The sequence below is a fragment of the Candidatus Saccharibacteria bacterium genome (genome assembly GCA_012965045.1).
GTDB lineage: Bacteria > Patescibacteriota > Saccharimonadia > Saccharimonadales > DTSZ01 > DTSZ01.
The window spans coordinates 135,074-155,045 of record DTSZ01000001.1 but is presented as its reverse complement, the minus strand read 5'-3'; the positions used below and the strand labels follow the sequence as shown (position 1 = coordinate 155,045).

General features: G+C 42.4%; 18 protein-coding genes and 1 tRNA gene. 12 read left to right on the top strand and 7 right to left on the bottom strand.

Annotated features, from left to right (window positions below; genetic code table 11):
• Positions 1-26 precede the first annotated feature (26 nt).
• From EYO12_00695 to EYO12_00670, 6 genes are all read left to right on the top strand, one after another.
• Positions 27-1,463, top strand: coding sequence for a glutamate--tRNA ligase (locus EYO12_00695; GenBank protein HIA91619.1), 1,437 nt, complete (start codon positions 27-29; stop codon positions 1,461-1,463).
• 61 nt (positions 1,464-1,524) lie between these two features.
• Complete coding sequence (locus EYO12_00690; GenBank protein ID HIA91618.1) at positions 1,525-2,604, top strand: DUF3048 domain-containing protein; 1,080 nt, start codon at positions 1,525-1,527, stop codon at positions 2,602-2,604.
• A complete protein-coding gene (locus EYO12_00685) occupies positions 2,504-4,114 on the top strand; it encodes a HAMP domain-containing histidine kinase (protein HIA91617.1) in 1,611 nt (536 codons plus the stop codon). Before EYO12_00690 ends, EYO12_00685 begins: the two co-directional genes overlap by 101 nt.
• Positions 4,115-4,323: 209 nt before the next feature.
• On the top strand, positions 4,324-4,701 hold the full coding sequence (locus tag EYO12_00680) for a response regulator (protein ID HIA91616.1): 378 nt from the start codon (positions 4,324-4,326) through the stop codon (positions 4,699-4,701).
• Positions 4,702-4,707: 6 nt separating this feature from the next.
• Positions 4,708-4,980, top strand: coding sequence for a DUF721 domain-containing protein (locus EYO12_00675; protein ID HIA91615.1), 273 nt, complete (start codon positions 4,708-4,710; stop codon positions 4,978-4,980).
• Positions 4,981-5,389: 409 nt separating this feature from the next.
• Positions 5,390-6,667 carry a hypothetical protein gene (locus EYO12_00670; GenBank protein HIA91614.1) on the top strand — a complete coding sequence of 426 codons (1,278 nt, stop codon included), beginning with the start codon at positions 5,390-5,392 and terminating at the stop codon, positions 6,665-6,667.
• Here the strand turns inward: EYO12_00670 and EYO12_00665 are convergent.
• From EYO12_00665 to EYO12_00655, 3 genes are read right to left on the bottom strand one after another with little or no spacing between them, the layout of a single operon-like run.
• Positions 6,635-7,441 carry an FAD:protein FMN transferase gene (locus tag EYO12_00665; GenBank protein ID HIA91613.1) on the bottom strand — a complete coding sequence of 269 codons (807 nt, stop codon included), beginning with the start codon at positions 7,439-7,441 and terminating at the stop codon, positions 6,635-6,637. The genes EYO12_00670 and EYO12_00665 overlap by 33 nt on opposite strands.
• A 14-nt stretch (positions 7,442-7,455) precedes the next feature.
• Entirely contained in the window at positions 7,456-7,932 is a 477-nt protein-coding gene (locus tag EYO12_00660) for a hypothetical protein (protein HIA91612.1), read from the bottom strand.
• The gene (locus tag EYO12_00655; protein HIA91611.1) at positions 7,929-8,483 is read right to left on the bottom strand and encodes a hypothetical protein; all 555 of its coding nucleotides are present in this window, start codon (positions 8,481-8,483) and stop codon (positions 7,929-7,931) included. The genes EYO12_00660 and EYO12_00655 overlap by 4 nt, the downstream gene beginning before the upstream one ends.
• 44 nt (positions 8,484-8,527) lie before the next feature.
• Between EYO12_00655 and EYO12_00650 the strand changes: the two genes are divergently transcribed.
• The 5 genes from EYO12_00650 (at position 8,528) to EYO12_00630 (ending at position 14,025) form a co-directional block, all read left to right on the top strand.
• Positions 8,528-8,857 (top strand): transcriptional regulator, encoded by a 330-nt coding sequence (locus EYO12_00650; protein ID HIA91610.1) that lies wholly within the window; start codon positions 8,528-8,530, stop codon positions 8,855-8,857.
• 87 nt (positions 8,858-8,944) lie between these two features.
• Entirely contained in the window at positions 8,945-10,957 is a 2,013-nt protein-coding gene (locus EYO12_00645; protein ID HIA91609.1) for a heavy metal translocating P-type ATPase, read from the top strand.
• A 3-nt stretch (positions 10,958-10,960) separates the two neighbouring features.
• The gene (locus EYO12_00640; protein ID HIA91608.1) at positions 10,961-11,854 is read left to right on the top strand and encodes a hypothetical protein; all 894 of its coding nucleotides are present in this window, start codon (positions 10,961-10,963) and stop codon (positions 11,852-11,854) included.
• Positions 11,830-12,630, top strand: a complete 801-nt coding sequence (locus EYO12_00635) for a hypothetical protein (GenBank protein ID HIA91607.1) — start codon at positions 11,830-11,832, stop codon at positions 12,628-12,630. Before EYO12_00640 ends, EYO12_00635 begins: the two co-directional genes overlap by 25 nt.
• A 219-nt stretch (positions 12,631-12,849) precedes the next feature.
• Positions 12,850-14,025, top strand: a complete 1,176-nt coding sequence (locus EYO12_00630) for a replication-associated recombination protein A (GenBank protein ID HIA91606.1) — start codon at positions 12,850-12,852, stop codon at positions 14,023-14,025.
• A 23-nt stretch (positions 14,026-14,048) separates the two neighbouring features.
• Here EYO12_00630 and EYO12_00625 read toward each other — a convergent pair whose 3' ends face one another.
• The gene (locus tag EYO12_00625; protein ID HIA91605.1) at positions 14,049-14,702 is read right to left on the bottom strand and encodes a hypothetical protein; all 654 of its coding nucleotides are present in this window, start codon (positions 14,700-14,702) and stop codon (positions 14,049-14,051) included.
• Positions 14,703-14,812: 110 nt separating this feature from the next.
• On the opposite strand from EYO12_00625, the gene EYO12_00620 reads away from it, so the two are divergent.
• Positions 14,813-16,408 (top strand): hypothetical protein, encoded by a 1,596-nt coding sequence (locus EYO12_00620; GenBank protein HIA91604.1) that lies wholly within the window; start codon positions 14,813-14,815, stop codon positions 16,406-16,408.
• 849 nt (positions 16,409-17,257) lie between these two features.
• Here the strand turns inward: EYO12_00620 and EYO12_00615 are convergent.
• From EYO12_00615 to EYO12_00605, 3 genes are all read right to left on the bottom strand, one after another.
• Positions 17,258-18,454, bottom strand: a complete 1,197-nt coding sequence (locus EYO12_00615) for a hypothetical protein (protein HIA91603.1) — start codon at positions 18,452-18,454, stop codon at positions 17,258-17,260.
• Between the two features lie 608 nt (positions 18,455-19,062).
• Positions 19,063-19,137: transfer RNA gene (locus EYO12_00610), tRNA-Glu, on the bottom strand.
• A 307-nt stretch (positions 19,138-19,444) separates the two neighbouring features.
• Positions 19,445-19,768 (bottom strand): hypothetical protein, encoded by a 324-nt coding sequence (locus EYO12_00605; protein HIA91602.1) that lies wholly within the window; start codon positions 19,766-19,768, stop codon positions 19,445-19,447.
• Between the last annotated feature and the right edge of the window lie 204 nt (positions 19,769-19,972).

Below are 19,972 nucleotides of genomic sequence, written 5' to 3'. Positions count from 1 at the left end.
ATTACAAACTCCTATACAATAGGATTATGGAACAAAAGATCGTAACTCGTTTCGCCCCAAGCCCGACAGGCTATATGCATATTGGTGCGGCTCGTACCGCTATCTTTGCATGGTTGCTCGCTCAGCAAAGCAATGGCGAATTTATTTTACGCATCGAAGACACCGACAAGAATAGGGAAGTGCAAGGTTCGGAAGCGCACTTAATAGAATCTTTAAAATGGCTTGGCTTGAATTGGACCCAAGGGCCCGATATTGGTGGTGAAGCCGGTCCGTATCGCCAGTCTGAACGCTTAGAAATCTACGCCCGCTACGCCCAAAAGCTCGTCGACGAAGGTAAAGCTTACGCCGACACCACCACCCCAGAGCAGTTAACTAAATGGCGCGAAAAAGCCAAAGCCGAAAAACGCCCATTCCACTTCAACGACCACCGGCCTGCTAACCCACCAGAATGGCAGATTGGCTTGCCACTACGACTCAAAATAGACGAACCACAAAGCCCAGCCTGGAACGATGAAGTTCGGGGGCCACAAAAGGAATCAAAAGAAAATATTGATGACTTTATTTTAATGAAAGCCGACGGCTACCCAACCTATAATTTCGCTCACATTGTTGACGACTTTGAAATGGGTGTAACGCACGTTATCCGCGGCGAAGAATTTGTTAGTTCTGTCCCTAAATACTTAATGCTTTACAAAGCACTTGGCATAACACCGCCAGTTTTTGCGCATTTACCAAGTATATTAGCGCCAACCGGCAACAAAAAACTCAGCAAGCGTGACGGAGCTCCTGATTTGCTTCAATACCGAGACCAAGGCTACCTACCCGACGCCATTCTTAATTTTTTGGTTAAACTTGGCTGGAACGACGGAACCGAGCAAGAAGTTTATAGTCGTGCAGATTTAATAGATAGCTTCAGCTTAGATAGAGTGCAAAAATCGGGCGCTCGCTACGACGAAAAGCAGCTTAATTGGATATCTGGTCATCATATCCGCACGCTCGAACTTGACGATATTTACGAACTGTCAAAACAATGGTGGCCCGAAGAAGCCGCCAGCGCCGATGATGATCTGAAAAAGAAAATCCTGAGTTTAATTCAAGAAAAATTAAAAAAATTCAGCGAAATTCCAGACGCTACTCGGTTCTTTTTCACACGGCCCGACTTTAACCCCCGTGATTTTATTGCAAACGACAAGCAACTTAAAAAGCTTACCGACACCGAATTAACCGACTTTTTAGAAGCCGCTATTGAAAAGCTGCAACAAAGCGACTTTAGCGAACAGGACCTTGAAACGGCTCTGCGCAACCTTGTCGATGAGCTAGAAACCAAGGTTGGGGTTCTATTTAAGCTAATCCGAATTTCTGTGACTGGCAGCACAGTCGCTCCTGGCTTATTCGAAACATTAGCAGTTTTAGGCAAAGACGAATCCCTAGAGCGTATAAGAATCGCCCAGAGCAAACTATAGTTAACTATACTCAGTCTTCTATCTTCCATCTTCTGCCCGTAGGCCTTATACTTATAACCATATGCGCGATAAACTTGCTGATTTTTCTGCTTGGATTAAACGAAATAAAGTAAAACTCGGCGCCAGTACTGCTGGGGTTGTAATTGTTATGTTTGCTATTTTTTTTGGTTTGAAAATTTTTAATGGCGTCGAAAAGGTTGATCGAACAGCTCTTGACGTGTCAGCCAGCGAGGCCAGCGAAGCCGTTAAGCTCGTGCCTTCGATAACAACCGGCCACGACGTCACCGAATCTGTTAACCAACAGCCAGTGATTGGAGTCATGATCAGCAATAGTAGCGAAGCACGACCGCAAACTGGCCTAAAAGATGCCGACATTGTGTTTGAGGCAATTGCTGAAGGTGGCATAACCCGTTACCTAGCGCTATTCCATGACAACACGCCAGAAACAATTGGTCCAGTGCGAAGCTTGCGGCCATACTTTACCGACTTCGCTTTGTCGTTTAATGCCTATGTTGCTCATGTCGGAGGGAGCCCACGAGCGCTTAGCGAAGCCGCAACAAAACTTGGCAGCAGAGACCTCAATCAATTCAGCATTGGCACGCGCGCCTTTGAACGAGTAGACTTTCGGTTTGCTCCACATAATGTCTATACCAACTACGACGACCTAAGCAATGTTGGCGGTGGCAACGCCAGTGAATTTGACTCACTGCTGCGCAAAGAGCCCGAACCACTCGCCACGCCAACAGCCTCTACGATCAACATTGAGTATTCAGCCGCAAAATACGACACGGCTTGGCAATACGACCCTGCCACCAACGACTACAAGCGAACCTTGGCTGGTGCGCCGCACACCGACCTAGAAACTAAAGAACAGCTGCGCTTTGACGTTGTAGTGGTTCTTAAGAATAAATACAGTCAATTCAGCGAAGGCGGCACAACCTATAACAGCATTCAAAGCACTGGCAGTAACACTGCTTTTATCTTTCAGGATGGCGGCTTCACCAAAGCAACTTGGACTAAAAACAACCTAACCGACCAATATGAATTTACCGACGAAGCAGGTCAACAAATCGCCATTAACAGCGGTAAAGTATGGTTCGCAGCTCAACCCGAAGGTCAAACAACCAGCTATGACCAATAAATACGAAGGTCAAATTTTTAAACGGCTTATTATTGTAATGGCAGTAGTAGTTTTGGGTGTTGCAGGTGTCGGATTGCTGTTAGCTAGCTTTACCGACTTGCAACCGCTAATTATTTTCGCTGCAAGCCTGGTTGTTGGGTGTGCGCTTGGCATGACTCTGTCGCTGTCTGTATCTAAACAATTTAGCGCTCCTTTAGTTAGTTTGGCTCAGCAAGTTGAACACGCCACCGCTAGCGAAACCACCCTCGACCCCGTTTCAAGCCAACTGGGAAACGATTTAATTACCCATGCACTTAATTCTTTGCAGAACTTCATTAGCAACTCAATGAACAACTCAGAAAAACTAAATTCCACTGCTCGGCAAGTTGCGCGGACGTTAAATATTTTGCCATACCCGGTCATTGGTTTAGACCATAATAAAAAAATTGCTCTGGCCAACCAAGCAGCCGCTCAATTAGTCGGTGTAGAATCCAGCCACGACTTGTTGGGCCAAGAATTTACAGCCGTATTTGCATTAATTCAAAACGACAAACACGTGCTACCAACCTGGGTCGACCTCCAACAAGCGGGAGCGGTAAATGCCGAACAACAATGGACCGAAATTCGTTTTCAAAATAAAGACCGTCAAGAATATAACTTTGATGTGTGGGCCCGCTACATCCGGGCAGAAGAGAGCGGCATTGAAACAAGTATTATGCTGGTGGACCGCACGCTTGAGCGCCAGCATGAAGAAATGAAAGTCGACTTTGTAGCAATGGCTGCACACGACTTGCGCGCACCTGTTACGGTTATTCGCGGCTATATAGAAACCATTGCCGACGAGCTAGAAAAGGCCATGACTGCCGATCAAAAAAATTATATGCATAAACTTGACGCCTCTGCCGCCCAGCTAAGTGGTTTCATAAACAACATACTAAATGTTGCAAAAGTTGACCGCGGAAAGCTTAACCTTAGTCTGCAAGAAGGAGAATGGGGTACTATTTTGCGCCAAGCGGTTGACCAACTGCAGATACGCGCCAAAGCGCACGGCAAAACTATCGAACTTAAAATCGACAGTGCATTGCCACATGTAGCTGTCGACCCGGTTAGTATTATCGAAGTAATTAATAACTTCGTCGACAACGCAATTAAGTACAGCGGTAGTAACAATGAACGTATCATCATTACTGCTCGGCTTAACGACAAGAGCGAAATCGAAACAACTGTGCAAGATTTCGGTGTTGGCATACCAGACAATTTAGTCGGGAAATTGTTCACAAAATATTACCGATCACACCGTACTCAAAAAGAGTTTGGCGGCACTGGATTAGGGTTATTTATAAGCAAAGCTATCATTGACGCTCACCACGGTCATGTCTGGGCACAATCAAAAGAGGGAGAAGGCAGTACATTCGGCTTTAGTTTGCCGCCATATGAAAAAATAGCTGCTAAACTAGAAGAAGGCGACTCACCAACAATTACTCGTGGTACACACGGCTGGATTAAAAATCATTCACTATATAGAAGATAAAATTAGAAGATGGAAGATAGAAGAAGGGATATGAAAAACACAGACAATCACAACTTTTTTTCGTTCATGCAGATGCAATTCAAGGCGATTACGAACCGCGGACTGAAACGTATTAGCAATACGCTGAAGGAGCAGTGGAGTAAGCAACAAAGAAGTGCGTTGCAAGTAAAAACAGAGTTTCTGACTCTGTCAGAAAGCAGGTTTTTACGATGAACGAAAAAAAGATACTGTGCATTGAAGACGACATGTTCATTAGCGAAATGTACACCCGTGCCTTACGCAAAGCTGGCTACGAAGTTGACGAAGTAAGTACCGGCCCAGATGGTATTTCCCAAGCGCGAAAACAAACCTATGATTTGATTTTGCTAGATATTTTTATTCCAGAACGCACCGGCATAGAAGTTCTAGCTGACCTGCGCGGTGCAGACGGCAAAGGCCTGCCCGACACCAAAATAGTAATTATGACCAACTACGCTCAAGACGACATGTCTAAACAAGCTTTAGAAACTCGTGCTGACGGCTACTTTATAAAAGCCGACATTACTCCTAAAAGCTTGGTCGCATTGGTCAAGCAAGTCATAGGTTAGTTCAGCATGGACCCTATTAGCGACTTGTTGTTAAAGAAAGCCAAGCAGCTTGATTTTGACTCCAAAAAGTCCGAGCTTGAAATTATCCAAACTGAATTAAGCCGACTACACGACACATCTGTTAAATTGCTGAAAATTAACACCGATCGGTCAATTTTAGTCACTGCAAATTCTGCTGCAAAAGCTACAGAGCTGCGGTTTCAACAGGTAGAATTGTTAGAAATTATTAACTCTGCAGTTACAAAACCAATCACAGCTGTTCGGATTATTATTAAATAGATTTTTTTGACGACAGGTGGTAGCCAGAGCATTGATTGCACTTGTAGACCCGGTTGGGCTTTTTGGGTTTTCGCTTAGGGTTTATGAGGTCTAAAGCTGCATTGGCCGACTCTAAGTTGTCAAACCGGCGCTTACGCTTGCAGTTGGTTTTATGAATTGTGTTCTTAAACATCAACACCAGTATACTAAATAATATGAATCAACCGCTGGCCGACAAACTACGTCCCAATAAACTTGCCGAGGTAATTGGCCAAGAACACCTTACGTAGCTAGATGAATTTCTGTATAAACATGCCAAAATTAAGCAGTTAGTAGGCATGAAATCTTCGATCAATTTACAGCAAAAATAGGTAGCCTAATAAATCACATAGAACAAACCAGCAACCAAGAAAACTGATACTATACTAAAATGCAAAACGAAAAAAACAAGAAGATACTTTTATTTTGCCTAATATTGCTGTCGATTCTACCAACATTTATTCTAGCTGGAACGCCAAAGTTGACGTGGCTATATATTTCCACTTTCTCTGGATTCATTGGCACAGTGCTAATTCTTTGGCAATACATTCTTGGCACCCGTAGTGTTTCAGGATTATATTTTAACGAATTGCCGTGGGTCACGCGCCTGCATGTACTGTTTGGTGTCTGGGGGAGTCTGCTAATCTTTGCACATCCAGTTGCAGCTACGATTCTTTATGCAAAGTCGTGGACATATTCATTTGCACTAAACTTTTCTGGCGGACTAGAGACAAGCGTGAGCTACGGAAGAATTGCCCTCTTTTTCATCCTAACTATATGGCTCACATCCGTTCTGCTTAGGAGATTCTTGAGTTACAGGTTGTGGAAGTATATTCACTATCTTGCCTATATCTCTCTGCCGTTTGTCTTTATCCACGCACCAAGTATTGGAACTAGCTTTATTAATCATGCTGTCTTTGCATACTGGTATTCACTCGCTGCCGTATTTGGAGTATTTACCGTCGTAAGACTTCGAATGTTTGTGTCTTTAGGGAGAACTAAGTACACAGTCATTAAGCTAACGAAGTTAAATGGACATGTAGTGCTGCTCGAACTGTCGCCACAAAATAAAAAGTTACGAATTAAGCCAGGGCAGTACGTATATCTTCGCCGCTCCATAACGAGCGAATCCCACCCGTTTAGCGTTGCTCACTATAGCAAAAAAAGTGGGAATATATTTGTAGCCTTTAAGGTGTTTGGTAGATACACCGGGGAGTTAACGAGGGTCAAACAGGGCGCAACCATGTATATTGATGGTCCGTACGGGACATTTACACAAGTCGCAAACCTAAATTCTGGTGAGACAATTGTATTTATTGCCGGAGGTATTGGCATAACGCCTTTTTTGATGCATCTTTTTAATCCAAAGTTAAAAAATAAACAGCTCTTCTATGCCAACCGACAGAGAGAAAATGCAAACTTCATAACTAGTCTCCGCAGAGAACTAGGCCAAAATTTGCATGAATTCTATAGTGAAGAGAAGAGCTCAAAAGCAGGCAGCAGGGCAGATCGAATAACAGCTTCAAAAATCAAAGAAAACGTCCCAGATTGGCAGAGTGCACAATATATTATTTGTGGACCAAGCCAAATGATGAAAATATTGAGAGATGACTTAAAAAACCAAGGTGTAAAAGCTTCAAATATTCATATTGAAGAATTCAGCTTTTGAACAGTAGATAATATCACTGCCTTGCACAAGCATGATTTTCGCTTTATATGATTTCTCGAGTGATTTTAGTTGTGCATTATTACTTAGCAAACTAACTGTTGCTAGCATATCTGCGGTCTTCGCATCACCTGCAATAACACTTGCTTGGTGCTCGGATTGAGCACTGGGAATGTGAGTGTGTTGTACGCCTCCAAACCTCCATGCCCGAGCCGCAGCACTACTAGATGCAACGGCTTGGTCTTCTACCCCCACCTTATGTCCAGTACTTTCAATTTGTACTATTTTTTTACCCTTAACATACATATCTCCGCCGCCATTGATCACAAAGTTATCAGATTTATCTTGCAGAATTAAAGCTAATTTATCTATAAGCCACCCCTTACCAAAACCGCCGAGATCAATACTATGCTCACCAGTAAGTTTTATCTCTTGTTCAGAGAACGAAATAGCTCCACTGAATGCATTACTGAACTTATTGTTGTTTTTGAGTCCATAGCCACTGTTTTCGAGCGTAGCGCCGATAAAAATATTAAACATTCCCTGTGTGTTCTGGTAAGCCCGGTAAGCAAATTCCAGCATTTCGTAGAGTTCACTTGGGGGCTGGTTGATTGATGATCCAGTATTCAACCTTCCAACATAAGAAGTTTTTTTAAAGCGACTGTAATTGTTTTCGAACTCCGTAACGACGGAGAGGATTTTGTTCTTTTCGGCAACAACGTCAAAATCATTTGCTTTAATTTTCCAGCCGGTGCCGAGTGCCTCAAACGTAAGCATACATACTCAATCAACTATATGGCGTCACGAAGACCAGCCTTAAACGCTTTCGTGGTTAAGCTAGCTTTAGATATCAGAATATCCTCAATTTCTCCAGTAGCCTTTCCTGTCGCTTGCTCTTGAACACCCTTATCAAAAATTCTGATGTGGCCTGCTGAAGCTGCATCTATCGATCTATGGACAGTTTCAACAGAAATAATAATTTTATTATCTAGTATTAATTTTACATCAAGCGCATTGCGCTTATTACCGGGAACTGTGTACTCAACGCTAAATGTAACTTCTTGTGGCTTTTCTTCGTCAAGCACTGCTGCTTCTGAAGTCTCGATTAATTTTGTGGATATTGTCTCTTTTTCTTTAACAGTCACGCTAACTTCGTTGCTTTCAAAGTCCATCTCTGTATATACGTATAAGTTTGCTAAGCCAATTGAAACTATCGAAGCTGCTAAAACAATTTTTGGAGTTTGCGAGTGATAACTTTTATATCTCATACTTGCTGTGCAATTTCGTTCATTATCATGTGTTTTTTTGCCATCTTAATAGTGGCTTTTGTTATAAATACGATAGCGATTGCATTAATAAATACACTTATAAATATGCCTGTTTGGATTCGCGATGAACTGAAATAAGCTCCACTGCCGGCTATTGTTGTAACCAGAGGGGCAAGCAATGAGCCTCCACATGCTACACAGTGGGTCCCGATGAGGGCGCCGAGAGTACTGGCGGTCCCTGCGCGTTTATTTTTAATGGCTTGTTTGTTTCGATAGGCTCGAACCATAAGAAAAAAATTAATTGCAGCGATAAAACTAAAGACAATAATAGATGCAGCGCGCGGGTCGCTACTATACCTGAATAAATTAGTTATTGAGTCTAAAAAAAAGCTCAATTTTTCAAAAATATTAAGCGCATTGTTTGTAAGTATATGGGAAAACAAACTAAAACTAGTTGCATACTGAAAGATCCATAGGGTTCCTATCCAGATTCCCAAAAAACCATAGGGTCTGTCTGCAATTTCTTTTGCAATAAATTGGATTGTTTTCATGAAAACTTGCTTGTTTAATTGATATCCTATGATACCATACACATATGTTAGATACGTCATATGAGAGATTTTTTGGAACGCTTGCCAATGAAAACCGCCTAAGTATTGTTCAGTATTTACTGCAATGTGAACATAGTTCAGTGAATGATATTGCAGAAAACACCTCGCTTGAACAATCACTCGTATCCCGCCACATGCATAGACTTTTGTCATGCCACTTCGTGAGTGTCACTCAACAAGGCAAAGAACGCATATACGCTCTAAATCAGGATACGATTGCGCCGCTTTTGAAATTGATAGACTCGCACATCGAAAACTATTGCTCGTGTGAGTCGTGTGTCTCTTGTGACGATAAATGCAAGTGTAACCAATAAAAAGGAAACAACATGGACCATTACTACACCTGTCCGATGCATCCAGAAATAACCCAGGATAAAAAAGGTACTTGCCCAAAATGCCAGATGGCGCTGGAAAAACAAAATAAAGGCTACGTATCACATACACAAAATCACGATAAACATGCTGGACATAGCCCAAACATATTTAAGCGAAAATTTTGGGTGTCACTTTTCTTAACGATACCTGTGCTGTATTTTTCTCCTTCAATTCAAACGTTCTTATCATTTAAATCAGTAGAATTTAGTGGTTCTACCTATATTCCTGCGTTGCTTTCATTGGTTATCTTAATCTATGGAGGCTTAGTATTCCTAAAAAGTGCACGTGCCGAAATTGGCATTAGAACACCCGGCATGATGACGTTAATCAGCATGGCAATTTCTGTTTCTTTCCTTTATAGCGCAGCTGTTACATTTGGGCTTGTTGATGGCATGGATTTCTGGTGGGAGCTCGCTACGCTTATCACTATCATGCTTCTAGGACACTGGCTTGAAATGGCATCTATTGATAGCGCGCAAGGAGCTCTAGGCGAACTTGCAAAACTACTCCCAGACACTGCAGAGCGCGCTACTAAAGACGGTACCAAGACTGTATCTGTTGCAGAGTTAAAAGTTGGCGACAAAGTGCTGGTGCGTCCGGGTGCAAGTATCCCTGTTGATGGTGAAATTATAAAAGGTAAATCTGGCATAGATGAATCATTCATCACCGGCGAATCTAAGCTGGTAGAAAAAGATGTTGGCGATAAAGTCGTCGCAGGTGCAATCAATTCTGAAGGCTCACTCACAGTACAGGTTACAGAGCTCGGTGATGACACTGTTTTGTCTGGGATAATGAAGCTCGTAGCAGACGCTCAGAATTCAAAATCTAAAACACAGCTACTTGCTGATTCTGCCGCTAAGTATTTGTTCTACTACGCACTTATAGCAGCTTTGATAACTGCAGTTTCTTGGGCGATCCTGGGGACGAGCGGATTAGACTATACTATCGAGCGAGTTGTTGCAGTGCTGATTATCGCATGCCCTCATGCACTCGGGCTCGCTATACCTTTAGTAACTGCGATATCGACAACAAAAGCTGCAAACTCTGGAATATTAGTCCGGGATCGGCTCGCTCTTGAGCAGGCACGAAAGATAGATGTTGTCGTGTTTGATAAAACCGGCACACTTACAAAAGCAGAGCACGGAGTAGTCGAAGTTGTTGCCGAGGACAAAAAACATGCTGTTTCCGTAGCAGCTGGAATTGAAGCAGACTCCGAGCATCCACTCGCCAAAGCAATTACTGACTACGCAGACGAAGAAAAGATTCGACCCAAGAAAGCCACCGACTTTACCTCAATATCTGGCAAAGGTGTAAGTGCCAAAGTCGATTCCAAGAAATACTATATCGGTGGACCTCAACTTCTGAAGGAACGTGGAGTAAAGCTGTCTGGAACATTTAAAGAAGCATCTAATAAAGCTGCAAAAAACGCTCAAAGTGCAGTTTATCTTGTAGAGGACACGAAGGTTCTTGCAGTATTTCTTATTGCTGATGTCATTCGTGAGGAATCTAAAGAGGCTATTCGTTATTTGCATAGCCAAGGAATTAAAGTCGGAATGCTTACTGGGGACAGCCAAGCTGTAGCCGATTGGGTTGCAAAAAGTGTTGGTATCGATACGGTGCATGCCGAGGTGCTCCCGGGCGATAAAGCCGACATCATTAAACACATCCAATCTGGTGGAAAACGAGTTGCAATGGTCGGCGATGGTGTGAACGATGCACCAGCGCTCACCCAAGCTGATGTTGGTATAGCAATCGGTGCGGGCACTGATGTTGCTATCGAATCAGCAGGGGTAGTCTTGGCCAGAAATGATCCACGGGCTGTCACATCGGTAATTAAACTGAGTAAAGCAACTTATAGCAAAATGGTACAGAATCTTATCTGGGCAACATTCTATAACTTGGCAGCCGTTCCACTTGCCGGAGGTGCACTGGCATTTACCGGGTTTGTTTTATCACCTGCGGTGGGCGCGGCACTGATGTCTGGATCTACAGTTATCGTGGCGCTTAACGCACAATTGCTTCGCAGAATTAATATATAAAGGATGAATATGAAGAATACAGTACTGCTAGTAGTGTTCTTAATGCTCGGAGGTTTAGTTTTAATTATGTCTGGCGACACAGAGCCAGAAGCATTCAGCCCAGTTGCAGTAGACACACTTGCTGACGCACACGGCTTTTCGGTTGATCTCAGCGACAAAGAAAGCCTCTATATAGCAAATCACAATGGCCTCTATAGACTTCTTGATGAAGCGACGCTAGAAAGAATAAGTGAGGCCCAACATGATTTTATGGGGTTTGCGGCTCATCCTGCAGATCCTAAGGTAATGTACGCAAGTGGGCACCCCAAGACTGGTGGTAATCTTGGTGTCTTAAAATCTACCGACGGCGGACAAACATTTGAAAAAATTTCAGATGGAGCTCAAGGGCCAGTTGATTTTCATGCAATGACAATTAGCGACGCTAATCCGCTGTATCTCTATGGTTCATATACTGGAACCTTTCAGCGCAGTATTGACGGCGGTGTAACATGGGAAATTACTAATGGACCAGCCAATACAAATATTATTTCTCTAACTGCTGACGTAGAAGATCAAGATACGGTGTATGCATCTACATCAACGGGTATTTTTGTTAGTACCGATGCAGGTGATAGTTGGGAAAAATACTACGGAGAATCAGCTGTTATTGCATTTGCAATCAATCCCAACAACCCAAGCGAGCGTATAGCATCATTTGCTGAATCTGGCCTGCTGAGGAGTATTGATGATGGAGAGAGCTGGAACCAAATGACGTCACCGAGCGAAAGCAGTGTGCCTGTTCTTTACATTGACTTCGCTGGTGACGAATCAAACACAGTGTTTGCATTGCTGCAGGATCTATCAATACATAGTACAACTAACGAAGGAGCCACATGGAAGACAATTCACAAAAACTAAACACCGAAGAGGCTAATAAAGAGACAAGTTCTAACAAAAATTCAAAAGTTAAAGCGCTGGTTATTGGGTTATTTGCTGCGTTTCTAATCGTTGGCGGCGTGTACGGTTTTTTGTTTTTCAACTCACCCGTAAATTTCAGAAGCCCAAAACTAGAACACGCACACTTACGAATGCAGTATGTCGTTGATGGTACAGCAATCGACTTTAGTGATGATAAGTTTCAGCAAGAATACAAGAAGGGAGTATGTAGCGCTGAATTCCCAAAGCAACCTATCCATTTTCATGATAATTTAGACCAATTTGTGCATCTTCACTGGAAAGACGTAACGGGCGCACAACTACTTGGCTACTATGGAAATAGCGTTGGTGGTGTCGATGGCACGCTTGGGTACAAGCAAAATTCACTAACGGATTGGGAGAAAGTACCCGCTCATGGGGATTTACTCGACAACACATTAAAAGACTCGATGTGGGTCTACGCTGCTACTGATTCAGGATTAGAACTCAGGGACATAGATGCTTTCTTAAATGATGACTTAGAGACCTTTTTCGGGGACCAAAGTAGCTTTAATCCTCCGGAAACTAGCTTCCTGAACAGATTTTTTCCTGTGGCTCACGCACAAGAAGACCTACCAGATGAGTCTGACCTAAAACGCATACAAAACCTTATCGGAGATGTGGTTATATTCATACAAGACACCGAGCCTACTGCAGAGCAGATTGAGTCTGCTCGCATCAATTTCATTGAACTGGAAAACAGCGTTTGTGGAGGCTAGGCTATTACTTATTAAATCAATCACCGCCCCTCGTGCATCTGGACAGCTTAGAGAAAACTTAGAAAGATGCTTAAGACTGTTACGTTGAACGTGTCAATACGCGCTTCATCAAAATATCCTTCTTAAATTAAAGCATCTAGAATATTAACGATAAACCCACCTATATGAGAAGTTAACAACGCTATGAAAGCAGCAGATAGTATAATTAAACTTAAGATGATCCAACCACTTGCAGACAAGCTGCGTCCACAAAAATTAGCTGACGTAATTGGGCAAGAACACCTAACCAAAAAGGGTGGGCTGCTTTTTGAATTGGCTAAAACAAAAAAGCTCACCAGCCTTATTTTTTGGGGGCCACCAGGTACCGGTAAGACAACTCTCGCACGAATTTTAGCCACCGAAACCAAAGCTGACTTTATAGAACTCAGTGCTGTCGCGAGCGGCAAAGCAGACGTAATGAAGGTAATCGAACGCGCTAAACAAAATAACCGCCTGCAAAACCGTACTGTGTTGTTTGTAGACGAAATCCATCGATTCAATAAAGCCCAACAAGACGCCTTTTTACCGTATGTGGAAAGTGGTGTTATCACCTTAATCGGAGCCACAACCGAAAACCCGAGCTTTGAAGTAATAAACGCCTTGTTGTCCCGCAGTAAAGTAGTTGTACTCAAACAGCTGTCAGAACAATCTTTAAAACAAATAATCCAACGAGCAAAAAAAGAGCTTAAACTAACAGTTAAACAACTACCGTCAAAAAGCGTCACTACTTTAATACGGCTCTCCCACGGCGATGCCCGCACAGCTCTAAATACACTCGAATTAGCCCTACAAATAGCTGGAAAGGGCGTTATAGCGCCCGATACAATTCAAACTGCAGCTCAAAACAAATTACCTGGCTACGACAAAAAGGGCGAGGACCACTACAACACTATTAGCGCATTTATAAAATCATTGCGTGGCAGCGACGAAAATGCCGCCAGTTTTTATTTAGCGCGAATGCTACAAGCAGGGGAGGACCCTAAGTTTATTGCCCGCAGAATGGTTATATTCGCCAGCGAAGACGTCGGCTTGGCGGTAAATGGCGTGCTTAATGTAGCTGTCAGTACGTTTATGGCGGTGGAGCGAATCGGCATGCCAGAGTGTCAGTATAATCTGTTCCACTGCGCCTTAGTACTTGCGCGCTGCGACAAGTCGCGTGATGTCACAACAGCCATGAAAAACGCTCTGCAAACGGCCAAAGACAATCCAACCGCCCAAGTACCACTCCATATTCGTAACGCTCCGACAGAGCTCATGAAAGACCTTGGCTATAGCAAAGGCACAAAATGGGAAGCCGGCTTTAAGCACCCAGAGGGTTTTTTGCCAGAGGAGTTGAAGGAGTGGAAGGCGCTATAGCCCATACCTCCGCAAGAGAAGGTTTATAGTGACGAGTTTGTGGATGTTTCGATAGGGTGGGTCAAAAACTGATCGTGGCCACCTTCGGCAATAGCATACGGTACCGGTGTCCGTGAAAATGCAGCCTCTTCATAGCGAGGTTGTATCGTAGCAATCGGGAAAAACTCATCCGCATCCATAAGCACTGAACCAACAGATTGACCAGCCTCTGCCATTTCTCGTAGGATTTCGAAGGTTGAAAAACTACCAATGGCCTTCATGTGTCGTAAATTCCCGTAAGTGTGAGTCGCAAGCTCTAAGCCTTTTTCGGCATTAAGATGTAAATGGCGCTGACCCTGCTCGCTTAGCCCAGAATTACGCGCATGATTAAGGCTAAGTTTTACAGCTCCAACTATTAACCGGCCAAAAGACCGTGGCTCTGGACCAGCAATGGCCTCTACATGCGCTGGTCGCATTTCAGACGTTACTGCAAGCAGACCTGCAGAGTGAGCGACTACAGTGTTGCCAGCAGCAGCCCGTTTAATTAAATCAGGATTATTCATGGCTTCTCTAAACGAAAAAGCCTGTCCGTCAGTGGCTAAATCAGCATCAATAAGCTCATCCAGCACCCGCTCCATCGATCGCGCAGGGGTATTAATTCCTCCGATGATAGTAAGTTCAGCGTCGTGGATGTTCATGAAATATATTTTAGTATATTTATATAATTTTGTCAATTTATCGACTGCTTTACTCCATTGATATCATTGGAATTTATCTGGGTGCAACCTCTCTGTTATATACTTAAATTATGAAGTTTAAATTAAAATTCCTTGGCCGCATCATCCTCTACATTGCAATTATCAGTGGTGTATCGACTTTTCTGTTGGCCAAGGTACTTCAATCACTTAGTGTAATTAGTTCCTTTTTTCCAGCTATAAATTTTAATAGTTTGCCATACTGCATAGCTACCGTGCTAGTAGTGATTTCATCCGCGGCTGTTTTATTTTATTTTACAAAATCAGATTCCTCCTATAATACTGCAAGAAAGAGAGCTAAAAAAAATGATTGGAGCACTACAGCCAATACCAATATTTTTTCTATTTATGAAGTTGGAGATAAGGAAGCAAGCAACTTTCTAGAAAAATACCGTAATAGCTTCATGCACTATCGAGCGTTAAAGGCACTACTTGATGAGCTAACAAATACAGATAGTCCGCAATCCAAGTCGACTATTTTGATAGATGGCAAGCACCGCACTGGCAAAACTACTCTATTGGCTATTGTGAATAACCTGCTGTGGGCAAAAGACGAAGAAAAAAATAAGTTCGAAAAGCTTATATATACAGTCGAAGGACTCGAAAAATTAACAGAAAAACCAAAACTACTGTATATCTGTCCTGTGATTTTGAATGATTTTGACGACTATATAAGGCTGCTGCTCCAAGAATTTAAAGAAATGAAAGACGTGACTGGCGTAGATGAACACGATGATATAGAAGACTACTTGAATAGCTTTATTAAACACAAATATGGCATTGAACTGTTTAAAAAAAATCTACACTCTAATCCCGTTGCATTTAATGCCGCACAAAAAACAAGTACTAGCAGTCCAAAAAAGCTCTATGTAGTTTTTGATGATATTGACCGACTGGAAGCGAAGGACATACTAAAAATCTTCAAAATGAAGATGTACTTCGAGCGCTATGCAGATATCGGCGTGGTTCTTTTACTTGACTTGGATTTAACAATTAAAGTGTTGCAGACAGAGTACCGCTATATAGACAACGCATACCTTGAAAAGTATTTAAACCCTGATACCACACACACGATAGAATTAAAAAAATACGAAGAGGATTATCTTACCTACCTAGACCAACAAGCCAGGCAGCTAGATGTTTCGACAAGAGCACTAGAAATGCTGTGTGTAGAAAAGGCTATTTCGTTTCGGTTAAAAAAATTTAATGTTCAAGACTTGCGCTACGATGAAAAAGGACACAGTTTCAAAGAAATCAAAGAGCACATCATAGGCGATAATGAGCTGTTAGAAGACGCATTAATTACTGCATATTTAAATATGCCGCTATTTCAAATGGATCGCACCGACCTTTCTCTTAGCAATAACGATCTATATGCGCCCACTGAATTTTCTACCGAAAAACCATTTCGATCGTTGTTTAACGAAACCGACAGCCAGATGGAAGAATCAGTGGCATATTTCTATCCCGAAGAAGAGAGTAAGTTTTCTTCGTCGTTCATTACAGAGCAATTTAACTATGATGGACTACATTGTAATACGGTACATTTGGGGCATTTGCCGAACTGGCATGTAACCAAACTAGTGATCAAAAAAGTAGAAGATGAGAAGGAGCTGCTACCTGAATATTCGGATGCGATGGAACTATAGACCCCTTGCATAGTCGACAAGACCCCGACCCGCCTGGCGACAGGCAGGCATCGTGCTGCTTGCTTGAATACCTGAAATCTAGATGGGGAATACTTTGTAGAACTGCCTCACATGGTTGATCGTTCGCAAGACTGTGCGTCCTTAGGGGAAGAAAAACAAAAACCTCGTCTCGCGCAAAAAGAGAGATGCCAATAAACAGAGAATTAAAGAAAAAATAAAAGAAAGCATAATCGCAACAGATCGGATACCTTCTGATTTATGTTTACTTTCATAAATCAGAAGCCCAACTATATTCATTAGTGAAATATAAAACACAGCCGGGACAATAGTTCCAAACATCAAGATAAATAAATCGTCGGTGTTAAACGGGGTTGATGAATTGTCAGACCCAAACTGTTGCTTAAATAAAAACCCCGTAACATAGTAAGAAATAATTCCTAAAAGTTGCAAGACACTCATGCTAATAAAGAACAGGCCCCATTTGGACAGTTTATGAGCTTTCAAATTATAAGGTTCTTTCTGGTTTAAGTGATTTGTTTTTATTGCTTGATGTATTCATTCGTTTAAGAATATCAGAAAAATGTATAGACTCGGGGATTTGGTTCTGTGCGTGGTTGTTGCTATCTGAACTCTAGAGTTCGAGATTTCATCAACGAAATCCATCATGAAAAAACCCAGCACAAGGCTGGGCGCTTTCATAGTGACCTATGTGAAGTCGAAATCGAACGTAATCTGTACTGAATTACCTGAGGTATACAACTATATGAGGGCGACAACAGTAGCAGGATGCATTTCCGCTTAGAGTAGAACTACTACCGACTATTCTATTGTTGTATTTTCGGTTGGGTTTTATTGTTTTACTCTAGTCCATTGGCCCGCTGGATATTCAGTCTCTATCCAGTCATCTATTGTTACATACAGCTTTTTAGTGTTGTAACAAGACTGTCGAAACTGCCTTGCCGTATCCTGTAGTTCTGTAGTCATTGACGTTGATGCGAATACATAAGACGTTGGTCCTTCAGATATTTCTATACCGCTACTTGACTGTTCGGCTTTCTCCAGCCACGATTTAGTATTACTGTCCTTCACAAGTCCTATATCAGTGTAGCCAACAAAATAGTCCGCCTTACAATCCTGCATGAAACTAATAGCTTCTTCTTTAGTTTTACCAGATTGCGTACTATTCACAACCTCACCCTTGAAATACCAACTACCATCTTTGAACTGTTCGTACCTACCGTCATGCCAAAATTGAGGACCGCCACACGTTTTTTGAGCTTCTCGAGCAATAGGTACCAGTTCGTCTACTAGACTATCAGCGATACTGATTCTGTAAGGTTCTCCATCTATTTTAGTCAGAACAATACCAGTTGCTGATATAGCAGGTGATGTCCCATGCTCTTTTTCGGTTTCCTTTGTATAGTAGAAACCCTTTAACTTACAGCTTTGTATTAATGTTATTGCTTCTTCTTTAGTTATTTCTGGATTTGCATTATCTACGGCGAACTCCTGTTCCCTTTGTTCCGAATCTTTCTTCAGTTGCTCACTGAACTCTTCATACTGTCTAGGAGCCGCAACTCTTAATTGGTATACACTGTATGCTCCATACATAAATAATATTACTGATATGATCAGCGAAACGACAGCCAGCAAGAACCCCTTACCACGTGGTTTGAATTTCCTCATGTATATCGGTAAGCTTATTAGATTTATTAAAGCAATTACTCCAACGGCAGGTACAAGAGTCACGAAGAGAATTAAGCCAACATATTCAGTACCTGAAACTCCTACCTTAGCTTGCTGTATAGCCCAAAACATTATTAAGAAAAATACTGCAACACCCAATGCTTGCAATATTCCTAATACTACGAAGAAATAACGCCATTTTGAAGGTTTATTATTCTGATACTGGTTAAATTGACTGCTTGAGGCTGGGCTTGAAAGAGGAGTATTAGTAGACTGATTAACTTCAACGGATTGCTGAGTATTCGACTGTGGATCAAATGACTGGATTATTTTATTTTCATTGTTTTTATTTTCATCCATATCATAAATAATATCATAAGGATATTACCTTAGATTATAGTCTAAAAATCGCTCTAGCCGTCTCTAAATGTACCCAGAAGGCATTAAAAGTCGGTTCGCTATTCAACCGATATTGTTACTGGGCTACTCTTCTTACGATTTTTCTCCAGATTTCACAACCTCTAACGCCATTTTCTCACACAAGATACTTGCGTATCCTTACACTAAAATCGGTAAAATCATTGGCTAACTTATGGGATAGTAAAGAAACTACACACTGCTTCACTTTGTCTTTGTTTCGCAGCCAGCATCCTTTTTTATACAATTACTGTTTCTCAAGTAATAAAAGAGGTAATAACGCATTTTGCGGAGTTCGTTTCGCATTAAAGCTTACCAATTTAAAAACCGCCCTTTCGAGCGGATCTTAAATTGGTGACCCCAACCTGCCTGCCGGTAGGCAGGGGAGAATACTTTGTATAACTGCCTCACATGCTCGAAACTAGGAGGTAGCTTCTGCGCGTGCTCGTTGTTATCTGAACTCCGCGCAGCCTAATGGCCGCTTATACGGAGTTCGCTTCTCCTGAAGAATCGCTCAACTAAAAAACCCGCCAAATGGCAGGTTTTTTAGTTGGTGACCCCAAGGAGAATCGAACTCCTATTACCAGATTGAGAATCTGGTGTCCTAACCGTTAGACGATGGGGCCATGATGTTTACAATAATATACCGTTTTGCTCGGGGATATTCTAGATATAACGGATTTTCTTGGTTTTAAAAACTCCGAGGGAATAAACAGCACTTTGCGCAGTTAGCAACTCGCAACTTAACACGTGGAGCGGTCTTTATACTCTTATTTTCGTTCTTTTGAACTCGTCAGCATAAATCCGCATTTATGGAATAAGAGTGATAAGTAGGCATCAATATAGAAAAACAGGGCGGGGTAGAAATGTGCGAGAGTGCACCAGCCATGTATACGTTCTATATTCATGTCTACCTATCACTCGTGTAGCTGGCTAGTAGGACATCCTGTGCCGATGGGGGAGGCTAGATTCCGGCGGCTCTACAGAGACGTTCTCCTTCTTCAAGTAGACCTCTCCTGGCCGCTTGTCTTCGGGGTGGTTGGGTCGAAGGGGAGGACTGTTCTGCAGCAGCTCCTCGGAAATATCGAAGAAGTCGGCCCCCAGTGCTTGCTTCAGGCCGGTCTCCTGCGGCGTGAGCGTCACGATGACGGCACCACTCCAGTCAATGCGAACGTTGACATCCGCGCCCGCAGGAGCAACGACAGTCAATCTGCCGTCGTCGTGTTCGGTGATTTCATACTTAGACTTGTCAGCCATTTTGTTGTGCTTTCTCCAGCAACTTGGCACTATGCACATGTTTAACTACATGCTGTGTTTTTCTATAAACACACAAGATGAGGCGCTAAATTACTTCCAAAGAGCAATCTTGCGTCTCACCTTATGCTAAACCTACTTATCAAAGTCCTTTTGAGACAGGGTCTCAAAATCGTATATATTATGCACTAATTTGATTAAAAAATC